Origin of the sequence: Xanthomonas sp. PPL134 (genome assembly GCF_040595915.1) — a bacterium.
In the GTDB taxonomy this organism is placed as follows: domain Bacteria; phylum Pseudomonadota; class Gammaproteobacteria; order Xanthomonadales; family Xanthomonadaceae; genus Xanthomonas_A; species Xanthomonas_A indica.
In genome coordinates this window covers 476,260-492,567 of sequence record NZ_JAMDLL010000002.1, presented here as the reverse complement: position 1 = coordinate 492,567, position 16,308 = coordinate 476,260, and the positions used below count along the sequence as shown (strand labels likewise).

General features: G+C 70.0%; 14 protein-coding genes. 7 read left to right on the top strand and 7 right to left on the bottom strand.

What is annotated here, in order from left to right; translation table 11 throughout:
• Positions 1-126: 126 nt before the first annotated feature.
• From mutL to M3U25_RS07720, 3 genes are read left to right on the top strand one after another with little or no spacing between them, the layout of a single operon-like run.
• Positions 127-2,007 (top strand): DNA mismatch repair endonuclease MutL, encoded by a 1,881-nt coding sequence (mutL, locus tag M3U25_RS07730; RefSeq protein WP_355496638.1) that lies wholly within the window; start codon positions 127-129, stop codon positions 2,005-2,007.
• A complete protein-coding gene (locus M3U25_RS07725) occupies positions 2,007-2,936 on the top strand; it encodes a DUF1684 domain-containing protein (RefSeq protein ID WP_355496641.1) in 930 nt (309 codons plus the stop codon). The genes mutL and M3U25_RS07725 overlap by 1 nt, the downstream gene beginning before the upstream one ends.
• Positions 2,937-2,949: 13 nt before the next feature.
• Positions 2,950-3,930 (top strand): TraB/GumN family protein, encoded by a 981-nt coding sequence (locus M3U25_RS07720; protein ID WP_355496644.1) that lies wholly within the window; start codon positions 2,950-2,952, stop codon positions 3,928-3,930.
• 443 nt (positions 3,931-4,373) lie between these two features.
• Here the strand turns inward: M3U25_RS07720 and phaR are convergent, their stop codons facing one another.
• From phaR to gluQRS, 3 genes are all read right to left on the bottom strand, one after another.
• Positions 4,374-4,886: a polyhydroxyalkanoate synthesis repressor PhaR gene (phaR, locus tag M3U25_RS07715; RefSeq protein WP_355496647.1), complete on the bottom strand. Its 513-nt coding sequence runs from the start codon at positions 4,884-4,886 to the stop codon at positions 4,374-4,376.
• 207 nt (positions 4,887-5,093) lie between these two features.
• Entirely contained in the window at positions 5,094-5,834 is a 741-nt protein-coding gene (locus tag M3U25_RS07710) for a beta-ketoacyl-ACP reductase (RefSeq protein WP_160945973.1), read from the bottom strand.
• A gap of 61 nt (positions 5,835-5,895) precedes the next feature.
• The gene (gene gluQRS / locus M3U25_RS07705; protein WP_355496651.1) at positions 5,896-6,822 is read right to left on the bottom strand and encodes a tRNA glutamyl-Q(34) synthetase GluQRS; all 927 of its coding nucleotides are present in this window, start codon (positions 6,820-6,822) and stop codon (positions 5,896-5,898) included.
• Positions 6,823-6,926: 104 nt separating this feature from the next.
• On the opposite strand from gluQRS, the gene htpX reads away from it, so the two are divergent.
• Positions 6,927-7,811: a protease HtpX gene (gene htpX, locus M3U25_RS07700; RefSeq protein ID WP_355496654.1), complete on the top strand. Its 885-nt coding sequence runs from the start codon at positions 6,927-6,929 to the stop codon at positions 7,809-7,811.
• A gap of 83 nt (positions 7,812-7,894) precedes the next feature.
• Here the strand turns inward: htpX and M3U25_RS07695 are convergent, their stop codons facing one another.
• The 3 genes from M3U25_RS07695 to M3U25_RS07685 all read right to left on the bottom strand — a co-directional run bounded on the left by M3U25_RS07695 (position 7,895) and on the right by M3U25_RS07685 (position 11,893).
• A complete protein-coding gene (locus M3U25_RS07695; protein ID WP_355496657.1) occupies positions 7,895-9,967 on the bottom strand; it encodes a GGDEF domain-containing response regulator in 2,073 nt (690 codons plus the stop codon).
• Between the two features lie 187 nt (positions 9,968-10,154).
• The gene (locus M3U25_RS07690) at positions 10,155-11,351 is read right to left on the bottom strand and encodes an NAD(P)/FAD-dependent oxidoreductase (protein ID WP_355496660.1); all 1,197 of its coding nucleotides are present in this window, start codon (positions 11,349-11,351) and stop codon (positions 10,155-10,157) included.
• A complete protein-coding gene (locus tag M3U25_RS07685) occupies positions 11,348-11,893 on the bottom strand; it encodes a YaeQ family protein (RefSeq protein WP_242160755.1) in 546 nt (181 codons plus the stop codon). The genes M3U25_RS07690 and M3U25_RS07685 overlap by 4 nt, the downstream gene beginning before the upstream one ends.
• Positions 11,894-12,396: 503 nt before the next feature.
• Here M3U25_RS07685 and M3U25_RS07680 point away from each other — a divergent pair.
• Complete coding sequence (locus M3U25_RS07680) at positions 12,397-12,606, top strand: cold-shock protein (RefSeq protein WP_242160754.1); 210 nt, start codon at positions 12,397-12,399, stop codon at positions 12,604-12,606.
• A 207-nt stretch (positions 12,607-12,813) separates the two neighbouring features.
• Positions 12,814-13,503: a glutathione S-transferase gene (locus M3U25_RS07675; RefSeq protein ID WP_160945979.1), complete on the top strand. Its 690-nt coding sequence runs from the start codon at positions 12,814-12,816 to the stop codon at positions 13,501-13,503.
• Positions 13,504-13,541: 38 nt separating this feature from the next.
• Here M3U25_RS07675 and M3U25_RS07670 read toward each other — a convergent pair whose 3' ends face one another.
• A complete protein-coding gene (locus M3U25_RS07670; RefSeq protein WP_355496666.1) occupies positions 13,542-14,435 on the bottom strand; it encodes an alpha/beta hydrolase in 894 nt (297 codons plus the stop codon).
• A gap of 290 nt (positions 14,436-14,725) precedes the next feature.
• On the opposite strand from M3U25_RS07670, the gene M3U25_RS07665 reads away from it, so the two are divergent.
• Positions 14,726-16,297: a protein adenylyltransferase SelO gene (locus M3U25_RS07665; RefSeq protein ID WP_355496669.1), complete on the top strand. Its 1,572-nt coding sequence runs from the start codon at positions 14,726-14,728 to the stop codon at positions 16,295-16,297.
• Positions 16,298-16,308 lie beyond the last annotated feature (11 nt).

The window sequence follows — 16,308 nt, the reverse complement described above, 5'->3', positions numbered from 1 at the left end:
CATTCACGGCTGATCCTCGATGACGGCGTCCGCGCCGCAAGCCGTGCCGATGTCCTTTCCCTGCTGTCGTTTTCGTCCCGTCGCCAAGACCGCTGCGCGCCCGCGCGTGCTGAGCGCGACGACAGCATGAGCATCCGTCAGCTGCCCGAGATCCTGATCAATCAGATCGCCGCCGGCGAAGTCGTCGAGCGTCCGGCCTCGGTGGTCAAGGAACTGGTGGAGAACGCGCTGGACGCGGGCGCGCACCGCGTCGACATCGACCTGGAAGAGGGCGGCGTGCGCCTGATCCGCATCCGCGACGACGGCGGCGGCATTGCGCCCGAGGAACTGCCGCTGGCGGTGTCGCGGCATGCGACCAGCAAGATCGCCTCGCTGGACGACCTGGAATCGGTGGGCACGCTCGGGTTTCGCGGCGAGGCGCTGCCGTCAATCGCCTCGGTCAGCCGCTTCACCCTGGCCTCCCGGCGTGCCGGCGACGAACACGGCGCCGCCCTGCAGGTCGACGGCGGCAAGGTCGGCGAGGTGCAGCCGCGCGCGTTGCCGCCGGGTACGCTGGTCGAGGTGCGCGAGCTGTTCTACAACGTGCCGGCGCGGCGCAAGTTCCTGCGCGCCGAGCGCACCGAACTGGGCCACATCGAGGAGTGGCTGCGTTCGCTGGCGCTGGCGCGCCCGGACGTGGAGCTGCGCGTCTCGCACAACGGCAAGCCGTCGCGGCGCTACAAGCCCGGCGATCTGTATTCGGATGCGCGCCTGGGCGAGACCCTGGGCGAGGACTTCGCGAAGCAGGCGCTGCGGGTGGATCACAGTGGCGCCGGCCTGCGTCTGCATGGCTGGATCGCGCAGCCGCATTACTCGCGTGCCAGTGCCGACCAGCAGTACCTCTACGTCAATGGCCGCTCGGTACGCGATCGCAGCGTCGCCCACGCGGTGAAGATGGCCTACGGCGACGTGCTGTTCCATGGCCGCCAGCCGGCCTATGTGCTGTTCCTGGAGCTGGAACCCGCGCGGGTCGACGTCAACGTGCATCCGGCCAAGCACGAGGTGCGCTTCCGCGACGCACGGCTGATCCACGATTTCGTCTACCGCACGCTGCAGGATGCGCTGGCGCAGACCCGCGCCGGCAGCCTGCCCGGCACGCTCGGCGCTGACGCGGCGGCAGCCGTGCCGGCCGCGGGCATGGCTGGCTGGGCGCCCACAGACATGCCGAGTGGCGGCGGTGGCGCGAGCGGCGGCGCGCAGGGCTATGGCTACGGCGCGCAGTGGCGTCCGGCGCAATCGCCGCTGGGCTTGCGCGTGGAAGAGGCGCCGGCCGCGTATGCGGCGCTGTACGCACCCGCCGCGGAGGCGGGAAGCGCCGCCGGCCTGCCGCGGCAGACCCAGGACCCGGCCGGCGGCCTGCCGCCGACCGCCGCCGACAGCGGCGTGCCGCCGCTCGGCTACGCCATCGCGCAGTTGCACGGCATCTACATCCTGGCCGAGAACGCCGACGGCCTGATCGTGGTCGACATGCACGCCGCGCACGAACGCATCGGCTACGAGCGCTTGAAGACCGCACACGACGGCATCGGCCTGCACGCGCAGCCGCTGCTGGTGCCGATCACCCTGGCGGTCGGCGAGCGCGATGCCGATACCGCCGAACGCGAGGCGGAGACGCTGGCCGCGCTCGGCTTCGAGGTCACCCGCAGTGGGCCGCAATCGCTGCACGTGCGCAGCATTCCGGCCTTGCTGGCACAGGCCGAGCCCGAGGCCTTGCTGCGCGACGTGCTCACCGACCTGCGCGAACACGGCCACAGCGGCCGCGTCGCCGGCGCGCGCGACGCGCTGCTGTCGACCATGGCCTGCCACGGCGCGGTACGCGCCAACCGCCGCCTCACCGTGCCGGAAATGAACGCCTTGCTGCGCGACATGGAAGCCACCGAGCGCTCCGGACAGTGCAATCATGGGCGTCCGACCTGGGCGCGGTTCACCCTGGGCGAGATCGATCGTTGGTTCTTGCGGGGGCGATGATGGACAAGCGGGTGTGGACGACGGCGCTGCTGGCAGCGCTGGTCGCCTTGAGTGGGTGCGGCAAGCAGGCGCCGGCGCCGGCCGCGCCGAACGCGATGGACGCGCAGTTCGTGTCTGAAGAACAGGCCTGGCGCGCGCAACGCCAGCGCGAGCTGCAGGCGCCGGACGGCTGGACCAGCCTGGTCGGCCTGCACTGGCTGGAATTGAAAGACCACTACATCGGCAGCGGCCCGGACAGTGGTATCTGCCTGGCGGTGGGGCCGGCGCGGATGGCGCTGGTGTCGCAAGTGCAACGCGCGGTGTACCTGACCCCGGAGCGTGGCGCCGGCCTCAGCGTCGCCGGTGCGCCGGTGCAGGGGCGGATTCGTCTGTACAGCGACCACGATCCGCAGCCGACGGTGGTCGACTTCGACGACGGCAAGGGCAAGCTCAGCCTGATCGAGCGCGGCGGCCGCTACGCGCTGCGGGTCAAGCACGCCGATGCGCCGACCCGGCTCAGTTTCACTGGCGTGCCGTACTGGCCGCTGGCCGAATCCTGGCGGGTGCATGGGCGCTTCGTACCCAATCCGCCGGGCACGACCCTGCCCATCGTCGACATCATCGGCGTCACCACGCCGTCGCCCAATCCCGGCGCGCTGGAATTCGAGCGTGGCGGCAAGCGCTACCGCCTGCAGGCGATCGGCGAACCCGGCCAGCCGCTGTTCGTGGTGTTCGCCGACCGCACCAGCGGCCACGGCAGCTACCCGGCCGGGCGCTTCCTGGACGTGGACCCGCCCGCGGCCGATGGCAGCGTGGTGCTGGATTTCAACCGCGCCTACGACCCGCCATGCGCGTTCACCCCATTCGCCACCTGTCCGCTGCCGCCGCCGGAGAACCGCCTCGACCTGGCGGTGGACGCCGGCGAGAAGGCCTACGCCGTCGCCCATTGAACCGAGGATGCCGATGACCCCATTCCCGCGCCCGTTGCGCCGCCTGCTGCTGGGGCTGTCGTTGTGCCTGGCGCTGCCGGCACTGGCCCGCACGCCGCCGCCGGTGGCCGCGACGCCTGTCGCACCCGCCGCCGCTGCGCCCGCCGTGGCGCCGCCCACGCCGTTGTTGTGGAAGGTCAGCGGCCCGCGCGGCACGCTGTACCTGCTGGGCTCGTTCCACATGCTCAAGGCGGAGGACTATCCGCTGGCGCGCGAGGTCGATGCGGCCTATGCGGCGTCGCCGCGGTTGCTGTTCGAACTGGCGCCGAAGGACGTGGACGCGCCGCAACTGGGCGCGCAGATGCTGCAGGCCGCGCAGCGCCACGACGGCAAGCGGCTGCAGGACGACCTGGACCCGGCGACGTGGGAGCGGCTGCGCCGCTACGCCGCCGGCCACGGCCTGCCGCTGGCGCAGATGAGCGGCTTCGAACCGTGGTTCGTCGGCCTCAGCATCAGCATCGCCGACATGAAGGCGCAGGGCCTGCAGGCCGATGCCGGGCTGGACCGCCACTTCATGACCCTGGCCCTGCAGGACGGCAAGACCGCCGAGGGCCTGGAGACCGCACAGGCGCAGATCGACCTGCTCGACGGCATGGACCCGGTGGAGCAGAAGCAGATGCTGATCGAGGCGCTGGGCGACGCCGAGCAGGGCGCGGCGCAGACCCTGCGCCTGCACGATGCCTGGCGCCGCGGCGACGAACGCCAGCTGTGGCAGGAGATCGGCGCGCAGATGAAGCGCGACTACCCGCGGCTGTACCAGCGCATCGACGTGGAGCGCAACCAGGCCTGGCTGCCGCGCCTGGAGCAGCGCCTGAAGGACGGCGGCGGCGACACCCTGGTGGTGGTCGGTGCGCTGCACCTGCTGGGGCCGGACGGCGTGGTCGAGGGCCTGCGCGCGCGTGGCTACAAGGTCGAGCGGATCTGCGCGAGCTGCAAGCCGGCGAGGTCGCGCTGAGTCAAACGCGCGTCCCACGTCTATCAGCGGTGCGGCCGTACCCTCATCCGCCCCTGCGGGGCACCTTCTCCCGACGGGAGAAGGGAGAGCAAGCCCCTCTCCCACCGGGAGAGGGGTTGGGGTGAGGGTCCGGCGCGAAGCGCCTCGCCGAACCGAATCCGCAGGCTTCGCCCGACCCTCATCCGCCCCTGCGGGGCACCTTCTCCCGATGGGAGAAGGGAGAGCACGCCCCTCTCCCACCGGGAGAGGGGTTGGGGTGAGGGTAGGGCGCGAAGCGCCCCGCCGAACCGAATCCGCAGGCTCCGCCCGACCCTCATCCGCCCCTGCGGGGCACCTTCTCCCGATGGGAGAAGGGAGAGCACGCCCCTCTCCCACTGGGAGAGGGGTTGGGGTGAGGGTAGGGCGCGAAGCGCTCCGCTGAACCCCGCCCCCGCTCGCAGACCTCAGCGAGGGCGCGACTTCGGGGCGGCGCCGGCCGGCGGTTCGCCGGGCTTGCTGGTGCCGGCGGACGGGCGGCCGAAGCCGGCGCCGAGGTTGCGCTGGAACTCCTGCCACAGTTCCAGATTCCGCTCGGTGAGCTGGTTCATCATGGTCCACGGGGTCTGCCCCAGCAGATTGCCCATCTGCTGGCGGAACTGCTGCTGCTGGTCGAGGAACACCTGCATGCTGCGCTCCAGGTAGTTGCCCATGAAGCCCTGCAGCGAGTCGCCGTAGAAGCGGATGATCTGGCTCAGCAACTGCGTGGACAGCATCGGTTCGCCGTCCTGTTCCTGGTCGGCGATGATCTGCAGCAGCACCGCGCGGCTGAGGTCTTCGCCAGTCTTGGCGTCGCGGACTTCGAATTCTTCGCCGTCGATGATCAGCTGGCGGACGTCTTCGATGGTGATGTAACTGGAGATCTCGGTGTCGTAGAGGCGGCGATTGGGATACTTCTTGATGATGCGAATCTCAGCCATGAAGCGGTCGCTCTGTGACGGTAGACGCGCAGCATGGCGCAGCGCAGCAGGGCTTGCAACCGCCGTTCCTGCCTGAACACGCGGGTGCAGCATAAAAATCATGCTGCGCAGCATTTACAGCCAGCGAGGGCCGCGCCGCTGCGCCGGCTGCAGATGGACGGTAGCGTTACCTCGCGCCCAGGACCGCCGGCTGACCGGTTCAGCCGCTCACCACCCCATGTGGTGGCCGCCGTTGATGTCCAGGTTCGAGCCGGTGATCCATGCCGCTTCCTCGGCGACCAGGAAGGCCACCGCGTAGGCGATCTCCTCCGGCTTGCCGAGGCGCCCGGTGGGAATGTCGGCGGCGATCTTGGCGCGGACTTCCTCCGGCACCGCCATCACCATGTCGGTGGCGACGTAGCCCGGCGAGACCGTGTTGACGGTGATGCCGTAGCTGGCGTTCTCGCGTGCCAGCGAAATGGTGAAGCCGTGCATGCCGGCCTTGGCCGCGGCGTAGTTGGCCTGGCCGTACTGGCCCTTGAGGCCGTTGATCGAACTGATCTGGATGACCCGGCCCCAGCGCTGCTGGCGCATGCCCTCGATCACCGGGCGGGTGACGTTGAACACCGAGTTGAGGTTGGTGTTGATGACCTCGTGCCATTGCTCGGCGGTCATCTTGTGGAAGGTGGTGTCGCGGGTGATGCCGGCGTTGTTGACCAGGATCTCGACCGGGCCGAGCTGGCGTTCGACCTCGCGGACCAGGGCCTGCGCATGTTCGGGCGAGGCGACGTCGCCGGGAACGATGGCCACGTCATGGCCGCGCTCGCGCATGCGTTGCTGCCAGGCCAGGGCCTTGGCCTGGTCGCGGTAGTTGCTGGCCACACGGTGGCCCTGCGCGGCCAGCCGCTCGCAGATCGCGGTTCCGATGCCGCCGGTGCCGCCGGTGACCAGCGCAACGCGTGATGTCATGGATGTCGCTCCGGATGAAGAAAAGGAAAGTGGGGGCCGCACCGCGGCCGAGGGTCCGATTCTAGTCAGCCTCAGTGTCGCTGGGGATAGCAGCCGCCACCTGCGCCGCATCGTCCACCCCTCGGTCCTGCACGGACAGGCGCGCCGGGTCGAAGGCGCGCAGCGCCGCGGCCAACAGCGCCGGCACCGAACCGGCGCACGCCAACGCCGCCGGCGGCTGGCCCAGCGTCGCCCAGGCCAGGCGCAGCGCCGGCAGCGGGTCGGCATCGTCCAGCGGCAGCGCCGCGTGCGATTTCGACAGCTTGCGGCCGTCGGCGCCGAGCAGCAGCGGCAGGTGCAGGTAGCGCGGCGTCGGCAGGCCCAGTGCGCGCTGCAGCAGGATCTGCCGCGGTGTGGAGTCGAGCAGGTCGGCGCCGCGCACCACGTCGGTGACGCCTTGCGCGGCATCGTCGACCACCACCGCCAACTGGTAGGCCCAGCAGCCGTCGGCGCGCAGCAGCACCACATCGCCGACCTCGGCATGGACGTCCTGGGTCAGCCGGCCGCGCAGGGCGTCGTCGAAGGCGACCACGCTGGCCGCGCCGGGCGGCACGCGCAGGCGGATGGCCGGCTGCGCGCGCGGCGCGCTGGCGACGCAGGCATGGTGCACGCCGCCTTGCGCCGCCAGGTCGCTGCGGCTGCAACTGCAGGGGAAGGCGAGGCCAGCCTGCAGCAGTCGCTGCGCCGCGTCGCGGTACACCGGGTCGCGCTCGCTCTGCCGCAGCACCGGCCCGTCGGCCTCCAGGCCGCAGGCGCGCAGGCTGGCCAGTTGCCGCGCGGCGGCGCCGGGCACGCTGCGCGGGCGGTCCACGTCCTCGATGCGCAGCAGCCATTCGCCACCGGCGTGACGCGCGAGCAGCCAGCTGCCGAAGGCGGCGAGCAGGGATCCCAGGTGCAGCGGGCCGGTGGGCGAGGGCGCAAAGCGGCCGCGGTAGGGGGGTGGGGACATGGACAAGCTGAATCCTCGGTCAGGTACGCGCTTGAATTCAAGCGGCCGACACCGCAGATTCGAGCCAATCCCGACCATTTAATCAGTGCGGAGCCCACGCTCACATGTTCAATCGCATCGTCCTGTTCCTCATCACCAACCTGGCGGTGCTGGTCCTGGCCGGCATTGTCATGTCCGTGTTCGGGGTCAACCCGAACCAGATGGGCGGCCTGCTGGTGATGGCCGCGATCTTCGGCTTCGGCGGCTCGCTGGTCTCGCTGCTGCTGTCCAAGTTCATGGCCAAGCGCGCCACCGGCGCGCAGGTCATCACCGAGCCGCGCAACCACACCGAGCGCTGGTTGCTGCAGACCGTCCAGCGCCAGGCGCAGGCCGCCGGCATCGGCATGCCCGAGGTCGCCGTGTATGACGGCCCGGAGATCAACGCTTTCGCCACGGGCGCCAACCGCAACAACGCCCTGGTCGCGGTCTCCACGGGTTTGCTGCAGAACATGACCGAGGACGAGGCCGAGGCGGTGCTGGGCCACGAGATCAGCCATATCGCCAACGGCGACATGGTGACCATGGCGTTGCTGCAGGGTGTGCTCAACACCTTCGTGATCGTGCTGGCGCGTGTGGTCGGCGGCGTGGTCGACAGCTATCTGTCGGGCAGCCGCGACGGCCGCCGCGGCCTGGCCTACTACGCGATCGTGATGGTGCTGGAACTGGTGTTCGGCCTGTTCGCGACCATGATCGCGATGTGGTTCTCGCGCTACCGCGAGTTCCGCGCCGACGCCGGCGGCGCCAGCCTGGCCGGCCGCGCCAAGATGATCGCCGCGCTGCAGCGCCTGGAGCTCAACCACGGGCAGAGCACCTTGCCGGCGCAGGTGCAGGCGTTCGGCATCGCCGGCGGCCTGGGGCAGGGCCTGCGCAAGTTGTTCATGAGTCACCCGCCGTTGGCCGAGCGCATCGCCACCCTGCGCGCCGCGCAGGTCAACGCAACTGTGAGCTGATCCACCGTGGGATCGAGACGCCGACCGGCGAAGCCGGTCGGCGCTTTGCGAATCCCCACTCCCCAATCCCGAATCCCGGCCCTTCAGGCAAAATCGAAATTCATCCCCGGCCCGGCCAGGCCGACGAACTCGCCCTGCACGTAATCGACGCCGGCACTGAACAGCAGGCTCATCGAGGTCGCGTCGGAGACGAACTCGGCGATGGTGCGGATGCTTGCCGACTGCGCGCGTGCGGTGATCTCGCGGATCTTGTCCTGGTGTTCGCGGGTCTGGGTCAGGTCCTGGGTGAAGCCGCGGTCCAGTTTCAGGAACGAGGGCTGGAAGTGCGCCAGCAGCTGGAACGAGTCCAGGCCGGAGCCGAACTGTTCCAGCCCGACCTTGCAGCCCAATGCGGTCGCGTCGGCCAGGAACTGCTGTGCGTTGCGCAGGTGGGTGAACACCTTGGCTTCCGGCGTCTGCAGCCACAGGCGGTCGCCGGGCACGCCGTGCGTCGCCAGTTCGCGCCGGATCAGGTCGACCATCTGCGTGTCGGCGAAGGCCTCTGGGCTGACCTTGACCAGCAGGCTGGTGGCGTGGCCGGCGCGTTGGCGTTCGCCGATCACGGCGATCGCGCGGGCGACCACCCAGCGGTCGATCTCGGCGGTCAGGCCATGCTCGGCGGCGATGCCGAGGAAGGTCGACGGGCCGATCAACTCGTCGTTGCGCTCCAGGCGCAGGTAGGCCTCGTACAACTCGTGCTGGTCGCCCTGCAGGTTCAGCACCGGCTGGTAGTGCAGCAGGAAGCCATCGCCGGCCAGCGCCTCGCGCAGGTGCTGCACCCAGCGCTGCACGCGCTCTTCCTCGAGCCGGTCGGCCGCGCCGGGATCGAAGATCTTGCAGGCATTGCCGCCGAGTTCGACGGTGGCCTGCACGTTCTCGCTGGCGCGGGCCAGGACCTGGCCGACGCTGGCGATCTTCTCGCCGATCTGCACGCCGCCGATGCTGACGGTGACCGTGGCCGAGCGCTCGCCGACGCTGAACACGTGGCTGGCGTAGGCCTGCAGCAGGCGCTCGGCCAGCGCCGCGGTGCGCGCGTAGTCGCCTTCCAGCAGCAGCGCGAAGTTGTGCTCGCCGAAGCGCGCCGCCTGCACGTCGCCGTCGATGGCCGCGGCCAGGTGCTGGGCCAGTGCCGCGACCAGCGTGTCGGCCGAATCCAGGCCGATGTCGGCCAGCAGCCGCGCGTAATGATCCGGCTCGACCAGCAGGAAGCCGTACTGCCCCTCGCCGCGGCCGACCTGGGCCACCGCGGTTTCCAGCGCCAGCATGAAGGTCGGGCGGTTGAGCAGGCCGGTGACCTGGTCGCGCTGGCGCAGGTCCTCGACCTCGCGCGCCAGCTCCGGGTCGAACTCCTCGCGGCGGCGGAACACCACCTGCACGCAGGCCTCGCCCTCGTAGCTGGCGGTGGCGAATTCCATCGTCGCCGGAAAGCTGTCGCCTTCCAGGGTGCGTGCATCCACCTGGTACTGCGCCGGCGGTGGCTCGCCCTTGCTGAGCGACTTCAACAGTTGCTTGAAGCCTTCCACGTGTTGCGGGGCGACCATGTCCAGCAGCGACACGCCTTCCACGTCGTCGAACGTGTCGAACCCGAACATCTCCAGGTAGGCGTCGTTGGCGCGGATATGCATGCCTTCGTGGATGTAGGCGATCGGATCGCGCGAGGAGGCGATCAGCGCGTCGCAGCGGCGCTCGGTCTCGCGCATCTGCGCCTCGATCCGGCGCAGCCCGCGCCGCGCCTGCAGATCGGCCCAGGTGGTGCGGACCACCGCCAGCAGGTGCTCGGGGCGCTGCCGCAGCGCGATCGCGCGCGCGCCGCCGGCCACGGCCTCCAGCCATTCTTCCTCGTCGATGCGTTCGGCCAGCACGATGACCGGGATGTCCTTGCCGCTGGCCGCGACCCGCTGCAGCACCTGCGGCAAGGGGATCGACTGGGCCTGCGCGCTGAGCACCAGGTCGATCGGCTGGGCGGCCAGCATCGCCCCCAACTCCTCGGCGTGCTGCGGCCGCGACGGGCGCACGGCGATGCCGCTGTTGCGCAGGCTGCTGACGATCGCCTCGGCGTCTTCGCCGCTGTCGTCGACGATCATCAGGCGGAGGGTGATGTCTTTGCCTGTGTGCATGAAGCCTCCCGGGGACGGGGTTTAATACACGATGGCCGCTGTCGCGTCCATGTTGTTCGGGAATGGGGAATAGGGAATTGGGAGTCGCAAGAGCGGGCTGTCGTGTCTGAACGTTCGCGGGTGGACCGAGACGCGCGCGCAATGAGCGTGTTTCGAGTCCCCATTTCCTATTCCCCATTCCCGACCGCTAGGCCGCCAAACCAGCCGCATGGCCCGAGGCCCAGGCCCACTGGAAGTTGTAGCCGCCCAGCCAGCCGGTGACGTCGAGCACTTCGCCGACGAAGTACAGGCCGGGCACGCACCGCGATTCCATGCTCGAGGACGACACTTGATCGGTGTCCACGCCGCCCAGGGTGACTTCGGCGGTGCGGTAGCCCTCGGTGCCGCTGGCCACCAGCGGCCAGGCGGCGAGCAGTTCGGCGGCGGCGCGCAGTTGCGGCTCGTCCAGTTGGCGTACCGGCTTGTCCGGCAGCCACACCTCGCACAGCCGCTGCGCGAAGCGGCGCGGCAGCGCCTCGCCCAGCACCGTGCGCAGTTCGGCGGCTCCGCGCAGGCGTTTCTGTTCGCGCAGCCAGGCCGCCGCGTCCTGCCCCGGCAGCAGGTCCAGGCGCAGGTCGTCGCCAGGTTGCCAGTACGAGGAGATCTGCAGGATCGCCGGGCCGCTGACCCCGCGGTGGGTGATCAGCATGAAGTTGCGGAAATACGCGCCGTTGCATCTGGCCTCCACCGGCACCGCCAGGCCCGACAGGTCGTGCAGGCGTTCCTGGTGCTTGCCGCTCAGGGTCAGCGGCACCAGGCCGGCGCGTGTCGGCAGCACCGCGTGGCCGAACTGCCGCGCCAGCCCGTAGCCGAAGCCGCTGGCGCCGAGGCTGGGGATCGAGAGGCCACCGGTCGCCACCACCAGCGACTCTGTATGCACCGGGCCATCGTCGGTGTCCAGACGGAAGCCTTCGCTGCCGCGTTCCACCGCGCGCACGCCGCAGCCGGTGCGCACCGTGACTCCGGCCGCGGCGCATTCGTCCACCAGCATGCGCACGATCTGCTTGGAGGAGATGTCGCAGAACAACTGCCCCAGTTCCTTCTCGTGATAGGCGATGCCGTGGCGCTCGACCAGGTCGATGAAGTCGGTGGGGCGGTAGCGGGCCAGCGCCGACTTGCAGAAGTGCGGATTGGCCGACAGGAAGTTGCCCGGCCCGGTGCCGGTGTTGGTGAAGTTGCAGCGGCCGCCGCCGGACATCAGGATCTTCTTGCCGACCTTGTTGGCATGGTCGATCACCCGCACCAGGCGGCCGCGCTGGCCGGCGGCGATCGCGCACATCAGCCCGGCGGCGCCGGCACCGATCACCACGACGTCGGTGCGGAGGGGGGCGGTCCCGGCGTTCATGTCGCGGCTTTGCGCACCGTGGGCACGAACACGACGCTGCCGTTGTCGCCCAGCCATTGCACTTCGCCGTCCTGGATCATCACGTCGAAGCGCATGCTGCGCTGGATCAGCTCGGCCGCGGCGGCGACAGCCTCGCCCGGCAGGTCGATCACCTGCACCTGCTTGAGCTTGCCCAGCGCGGAGGCATTCTTGTCCCACCAGATGTCGGCGGCGCGGCCGCCGTAGTTGGCGACCACCACCGAGCGCGCCCGACCGCAGGCCTTGCGCACCCGCGATTCGTCGGGCTGGCCGACCTCGATCCATTGCTCGATCGCGCCGGTGTAGTCCATCCGCCACAGGTCGGGTTCATCGTCGCTGCTCAGGCCCTTGCCGAACAGCAGGCGCTCCTCGGCATACAGGGCGAAGGTCAGCAGGCGGGCCATCAGCCGCTGGTCGGTTTCGGACGGGTGTTGCGCCAGGGTCAGGGAATGGGCGGCGTAGTAGCCGCGGTCCATATCGGAAATCTGCAGCTCCGCCTTGCGGAGGGTGGCGGTGAGGGCCATGCGGCTACCGGGATCGAAGGGCGCATAGGATACGGCGTGCGGCGGCGCTGACGGCCCGGATCCCGGATGGATGCGTGCATGGAGGCCCGCAGGCGGACGTGGCGGCGGCGAGCAAGCGGCCCCGCGGGCGAGGGGGCGGAGCGCGGTGCGAGGCATCGGCAGTCCCCGGCGGGTCAGTCGTCGTTGCCCGGCACAGTGCCGTCTTTGCGCAGTTTTCGCGGATCGGCATGGGGATCGGCCGCGCTAGCGCTAACTTTAGGGTGAGGTTCAGCTTCCTTGTGGTGGATCCCGGTTTGTCTACACAAACATGTCGCTTTTTGATCGCGACCCGCGTATGGTGGCCCCACTGTGTTTGCTAGAGTCACTGTGAATCGTGGCTTGGTGCAGTAGATCTCGCGATCCACTTCATCGTTCCGCTCGCTTTACTAACGCCTGCAACTCAGTCTCGGCCTCGATTTCCGATGGCTGCGATTTCTTCAATTTAATGTTTCAGGAGTTAGCAAATGGCTGAGCGTCAGAACGGTACCGTGAAGTGGTTCAACGATGCCAAGGGTTTTGGCTTCATCACCCCGGAAAGCGGCCCGGACCTGTTCGTGCACTTCCGTGCCATCCAGGGCACCGGCTTCAAGTCGCTGCAGGAAGGCCAGAAGGTGACCTTCGTCGCCGTGCAGGGCCAGAAGGGTATGCAGGCTGACCAGGTGCAGGCCGTCTAAGGACGTCCGCCACCGCAAGGTTGCCAGACGCCGGAAGCGCAAGCTTCCGGCGTTTTTGTTTGGGCGATCGGTTGTCTCGGGCGTCGGTCGCGTCGCCTGCGGCGGCACCGTGGCCATGTCGCGGGCGCAGCGGCGATGCGCCTGCATGCGCGGGTTCACACCTGCATCCGGCTACCATGGCCGCCCCCGAGTTCCGGAGCCGTCGCCATGATCACCGTGCATCACCTCAACCAGTCCAGGTCGCAGCGCGTGCTGTGGTTGCTGGAGGAACTGGCGCTGCCGTACCAGGTGGTCAAGTACCAGCGCGATCCCAAGACCATGCTGGCGCCGCCGGAACTGCGCGCCATCCATCCGCTCGGCAAATCGCCGGTGCTGGTGGACGACGGCCATGTGCTGGCCGAGTCCGGCGCCATCCTCGACTATCTGGTGGATCGCTACGACACCGGCTGCACGCTGTCGCCGGCGCCGCAACCGCTGGATTCACCCGAGCGCCTGCGCTACCGCTACTGGATGCACTATGCCGAGGGCTCGGCGATGCCGCCGCTGCTGATGAGCCTGGTGTTCGGGCGGATCCGCTCGGCGAAGATGCCGTTCTTCGCCCGGCCGATCGCCAAGGCCATCGTCGACAAGGCGATGCGTGGCTTCGTCGGGCCGCAGGTGCGCCTGCACCTGGACTGGATGGAGCGCGAGCTGGCCGAGACCGGCTGGTTCGCCGGCGACCGCTTCACCGCCGCGGACGTGCAGATGAGCTTCCCGGTGCAGGCCGCGGCGGCGCGGATCGGCCTGCAGACGCACCCGAACCTGGCCGGGTTCGTGCAGCGGATCGAGCAGCGTCCCGCCTACCAGCGCGCGCTGCAGCAGGGCGGCCCGTTCGAGTTGCTCGGCAGCGCGGACTGAGCTGAGCCAGGCGTGCGTCGGTCGCGGCGCTGGCCGGGTCAGGGCGTGGCGGGACGCGCCGGGCAGGCGCGCACGAAGGCGATGCTGTCGCCCATGACCGGCAGCGCCGGGTCGTCCTTGCGCAGCGCCAGCACCAGGCGCATATGGCCGACGCCGGGATAGGTCTTCAGCTGCGCCGGCACCCCGACGTGTCGCAGCGCCGCCTGCAGCGACTGGCTGTTGTGCGGCTCCACCACCGTGTCCGCATCGCCGTGCAGCAGCAGCGCCGGCGGCTCGTCGCCGTCGACGAAGTTCACCGGCTGCGAGCGCCGCTGCTGCGCCGGGTCCTGGCCGAACATGCCGATCAGGTCCGGGTCGGTCAGCGGCAGGAAGTCGTAGGGGCCGGCCAGCCCGACCAGGCCGCACAGCTGCCGCGGCGACAGGCCTTGCGCCTGCAGCCAGTGGCCATCGGTGGCCAGCAGTGCGGCGATGTGCGCGCCGGCGGAGTGGCCCATCAGCACCAGCCGTTGCGGGTCGCCGCCATAGTCGGCGGCATGCCGCTGGCTCCAGGCCACCGCGGTGGCGGCGTCGCGCATGAAGCCGTCCAGGGTCACCTGCGGATACTTGCGGTAGTCCGGCACGATCGCGACCACGCCGTGCCGCGCCAGCGCTTCGCCGGCCCAGCGGTAGCTCTGGCGGTTGCCGGTCTTCCAGGTGCCGCCGTGAAAGAACACCACCACCGGTGCGTGCTGCACCCCCGTGGGGCGGTATACGTCCAGCGCCAGGCCGTGCGCGGCGTCGTAGACGATCCCGCGCTGCTCGCTGAGGCCATGGCGGGAGGAACTGGCGTTGAGGCCACCGAAGAACAGGCTGCTGCAGGCCGACACCAGCAGCGAGGACAGGGCGATCAGGGCGTTGCGGGGCCAGCGGGGCGGAGACGGACGGTCGGACATGGGCGATCCCGGAGAGGAGCGCGGAGCATGCCCGATGGGGATGTCGGCGGCGAGTGGAGGTGGGGCGGGGAGTGGGGATTCGGGAGTGGGGATTGGCAGAAGAGTGGCTTCCCGCGCGTGCGCTGTGCCTTGGTGGCCGACTGACCCTCACCCCAACCCCTCTCCCGGGGGGAGAGGGGCTCGGCATACCAGGGAAGATGGGCTCTTGAGGCCGGTGCGCCGCAGGGCGTGCACCGTATGCTCACCTTGTGGTCTTTCCAATGAAGCCTGCGACTTCTAGGCTGTGCCCCATGTCCGCCTTGCATTTCGACAATCGCTTCGTCGCCGAACTGCCTGGCGACCCGGAAACCGGTCCGCGGCGCCGCGAGGTGCTGGGGGCGCTGTGGTCGCCGGTCGAGCCGACGCCGGTGGCGGCGCCGCGGTTGCTGGCGTATTCGCCGGAGGTGGCGGCCTCGCTCGGGCTGTCCGAGCAGGAAGTGCGGTCGCCGCAGTTCGCCGCGGTGTTCGCCGGCAATGCGCGCTATCCGGGCATGCAGCCCTATGCGGCCAACTACGGCGGCCACCAGTTCGGGCACTGGGCCGGGCAGCTTGGCGACGGCCGCGCGATCTCGCTGGGCGAGGTCCTGGGCGTGGACGGGCGGCGTTGGGAACTGCAGCTCAAGGGCGCCGGGCCCACGCCGTATTCGCGCGGTGCCGATGGCCGTGCGGTGTTGCGTTCCTCGATCCGCGAGTTCCTGTGCAGCGAGGCCATGCACCACTTGGGTGTGCCGACCACGCGTGCGCTGAGCCTGGTCGGCACCGGCGAGACGGTGGTGCGCGACATGTTCTACGACGGCCACCCGCGCGCCGAGCCGGGCGCGGTGGTGTGCCGGGTGGCGCCGTCGTTCGTGCGCTTCGGCAGTTTCGAACTGCCGGCCGCGCGCGGCGACATCGCCTTGCTGCGGCGCCTGGCCGACCTGGTGATCGCACGCGATTTCCCGCACCTTCAGGGCGCCGGCGGTGCGCGCGACGCGGCCTGGTTCGCCGAGATCTGCGCGCGCACCGCACGCATGGTTGCGCACTGGATGCGGGTCGGCTTCGTGCACGGGGTTATGAACACCGACAACATGTCGATCCTGGGGCTGACCATCGACTACGGCCCCTACGGCTGGATCGACGACTACGATCCGGAGTGGACCCCCAACACCACCGATGCGCACGGGCGCCGCTACCGCTTCGGCACCCAGCCGCAGGTCGCCTACTGGAACCTGGGCCGGCTGGCGCAGGCGCTGGCGCCGCTGTTCGACGACGTCGCGCCGCTGCACGACGGGCTGGAGCGCTTCCGCGCCGATTACGCGCAGGCCGAGCGCGACAACATCGCGGCCAAGCTCGGCCTGCAGGACTGCGGCGACGCCGACCTGGCGCTGATGCGCGACCTGCTGGACCTGCTGCAGCAGGGCGAGGTCGACATGACCCTGTGGTTCCGCGGGCTGAGCGCGTTGCCGCTGCAGCCGTGGACGCCGGCGCAGGCGCTGGCGGCGCTGGGCGAGGCGTTCTACGACCCCGCCAAGCGGGCGCTGCAGGCGCCGGCGTTCGAGTGCTGGCTGGCGCGCTATGCGCAGCGGCTGCAGCAGGATCCGTTGCCTGCCGCCGTGCGCGTGGAGAAGATGCGCGCGGCCAATCCGCGCTACGTGCTGCGCAACTACCTGGCGCAGCAGGCGATCGATCGGGCCGAACAGGGCGACACCGGCGGCATCGACGACCTGCTCGAGGTGATGCGGCATCCCTACGACGAGCAGCCAGGGCGCGAGGCCTTCGCGGCGAAGCGTCCGGACTGGGCGCGCACCCGGGCCGGCTGTTCGATGCTGTCGTGCAGCTCCTGAGCGGGACCGGC

What these genes read in the sequence shown, in the direction of transcription:
- mutL (WP_355496638.1), top strand. Translation starts at nt 127, where the DNA reads ATGAGCATCCGTCAGCTGCCCGAGATCCTGATCAATCAGATCGCCGCC.
- M3U25_RS07725 (WP_355496641.1), top strand. Translation starts at nt 2,007, where the DNA reads ATGGACAAGCGGGTGTGGACGACGGCGCTGCTGGCAGCGCTGGTCGCC.
- M3U25_RS07720 (WP_355496644.1), top strand. Translation starts at nt 2,950, where the DNA reads ATGACCCCATTCCCGCGCCCGTTGCGCCGCCTGCTGCTGGGGCTGTCG.
- phaR (WP_355496647.1), bottom strand. Translation starts at nt 4,886, where the DNA reads ATGGCTGAGATTCGCATCATCAAGAAGTATCCCAATCGCCGCCTCTAC.
- M3U25_RS07710 (WP_160945973.1), bottom strand. Translation starts at nt 5,834, where the DNA reads ATGACATCACGCGTTGCGCTGGTCACCGGCGGCACCGGCGGCATCGGA.
- gluQRS (WP_355496651.1), bottom strand. Translation starts at nt 6,822, where the DNA reads ATGTCCCCACCCCCCTACCGCGGCCGCTTTGCGCCCTCGCCCACCGGC.
- htpX (WP_355496654.1), top strand. Translation starts at nt 6,927, where the DNA reads ATGTTCAATCGCATCGTCCTGTTCCTCATCACCAACCTGGCGGTGCTG.
- M3U25_RS07695 (WP_355496657.1), bottom strand. Translation starts at nt 9,967, where the DNA reads ATGCACACAGGCAAAGACATCACCCTCCGCCTGATGATCGTCGACGAC.
- M3U25_RS07690 (WP_355496660.1), bottom strand. Translation starts at nt 11,351, where the DNA reads ATGAACGCCGGGACCGCCCCCCTCCGCACCGACGTCGTGGTGATCGGT.
- M3U25_RS07685 (WP_242160755.1), bottom strand. Translation starts at nt 11,893, where the DNA reads ATGGCCCTCACCGCCACCCTCCGCAAGGCGGAGCTGCAGATTTCCGAT.
- M3U25_RS07680 (WP_242160754.1), top strand. Translation starts at nt 12,397, where the DNA reads ATGGCTGAGCGTCAGAACGGTACCGTGAAGTGGTTCAACGATGCCAAG.
- M3U25_RS07675 (WP_160945979.1), top strand. Translation starts at nt 12,814, where the DNA reads ATGATCACCGTGCATCACCTCAACCAGTCCAGGTCGCAGCGCGTGCTG.
- M3U25_RS07670 (WP_355496666.1), bottom strand. Translation starts at nt 14,435, where the DNA reads ATGTCCGACCGTCCGTCTCCGCCCCGCTGGCCCCGCAACGCCCTGATC.
- M3U25_RS07665 (WP_355496669.1), top strand. Translation starts at nt 14,726, where the DNA reads ATGTCCGCCTTGCATTTCGACAATCGCTTCGTCGCCGAACTGCCTGGC.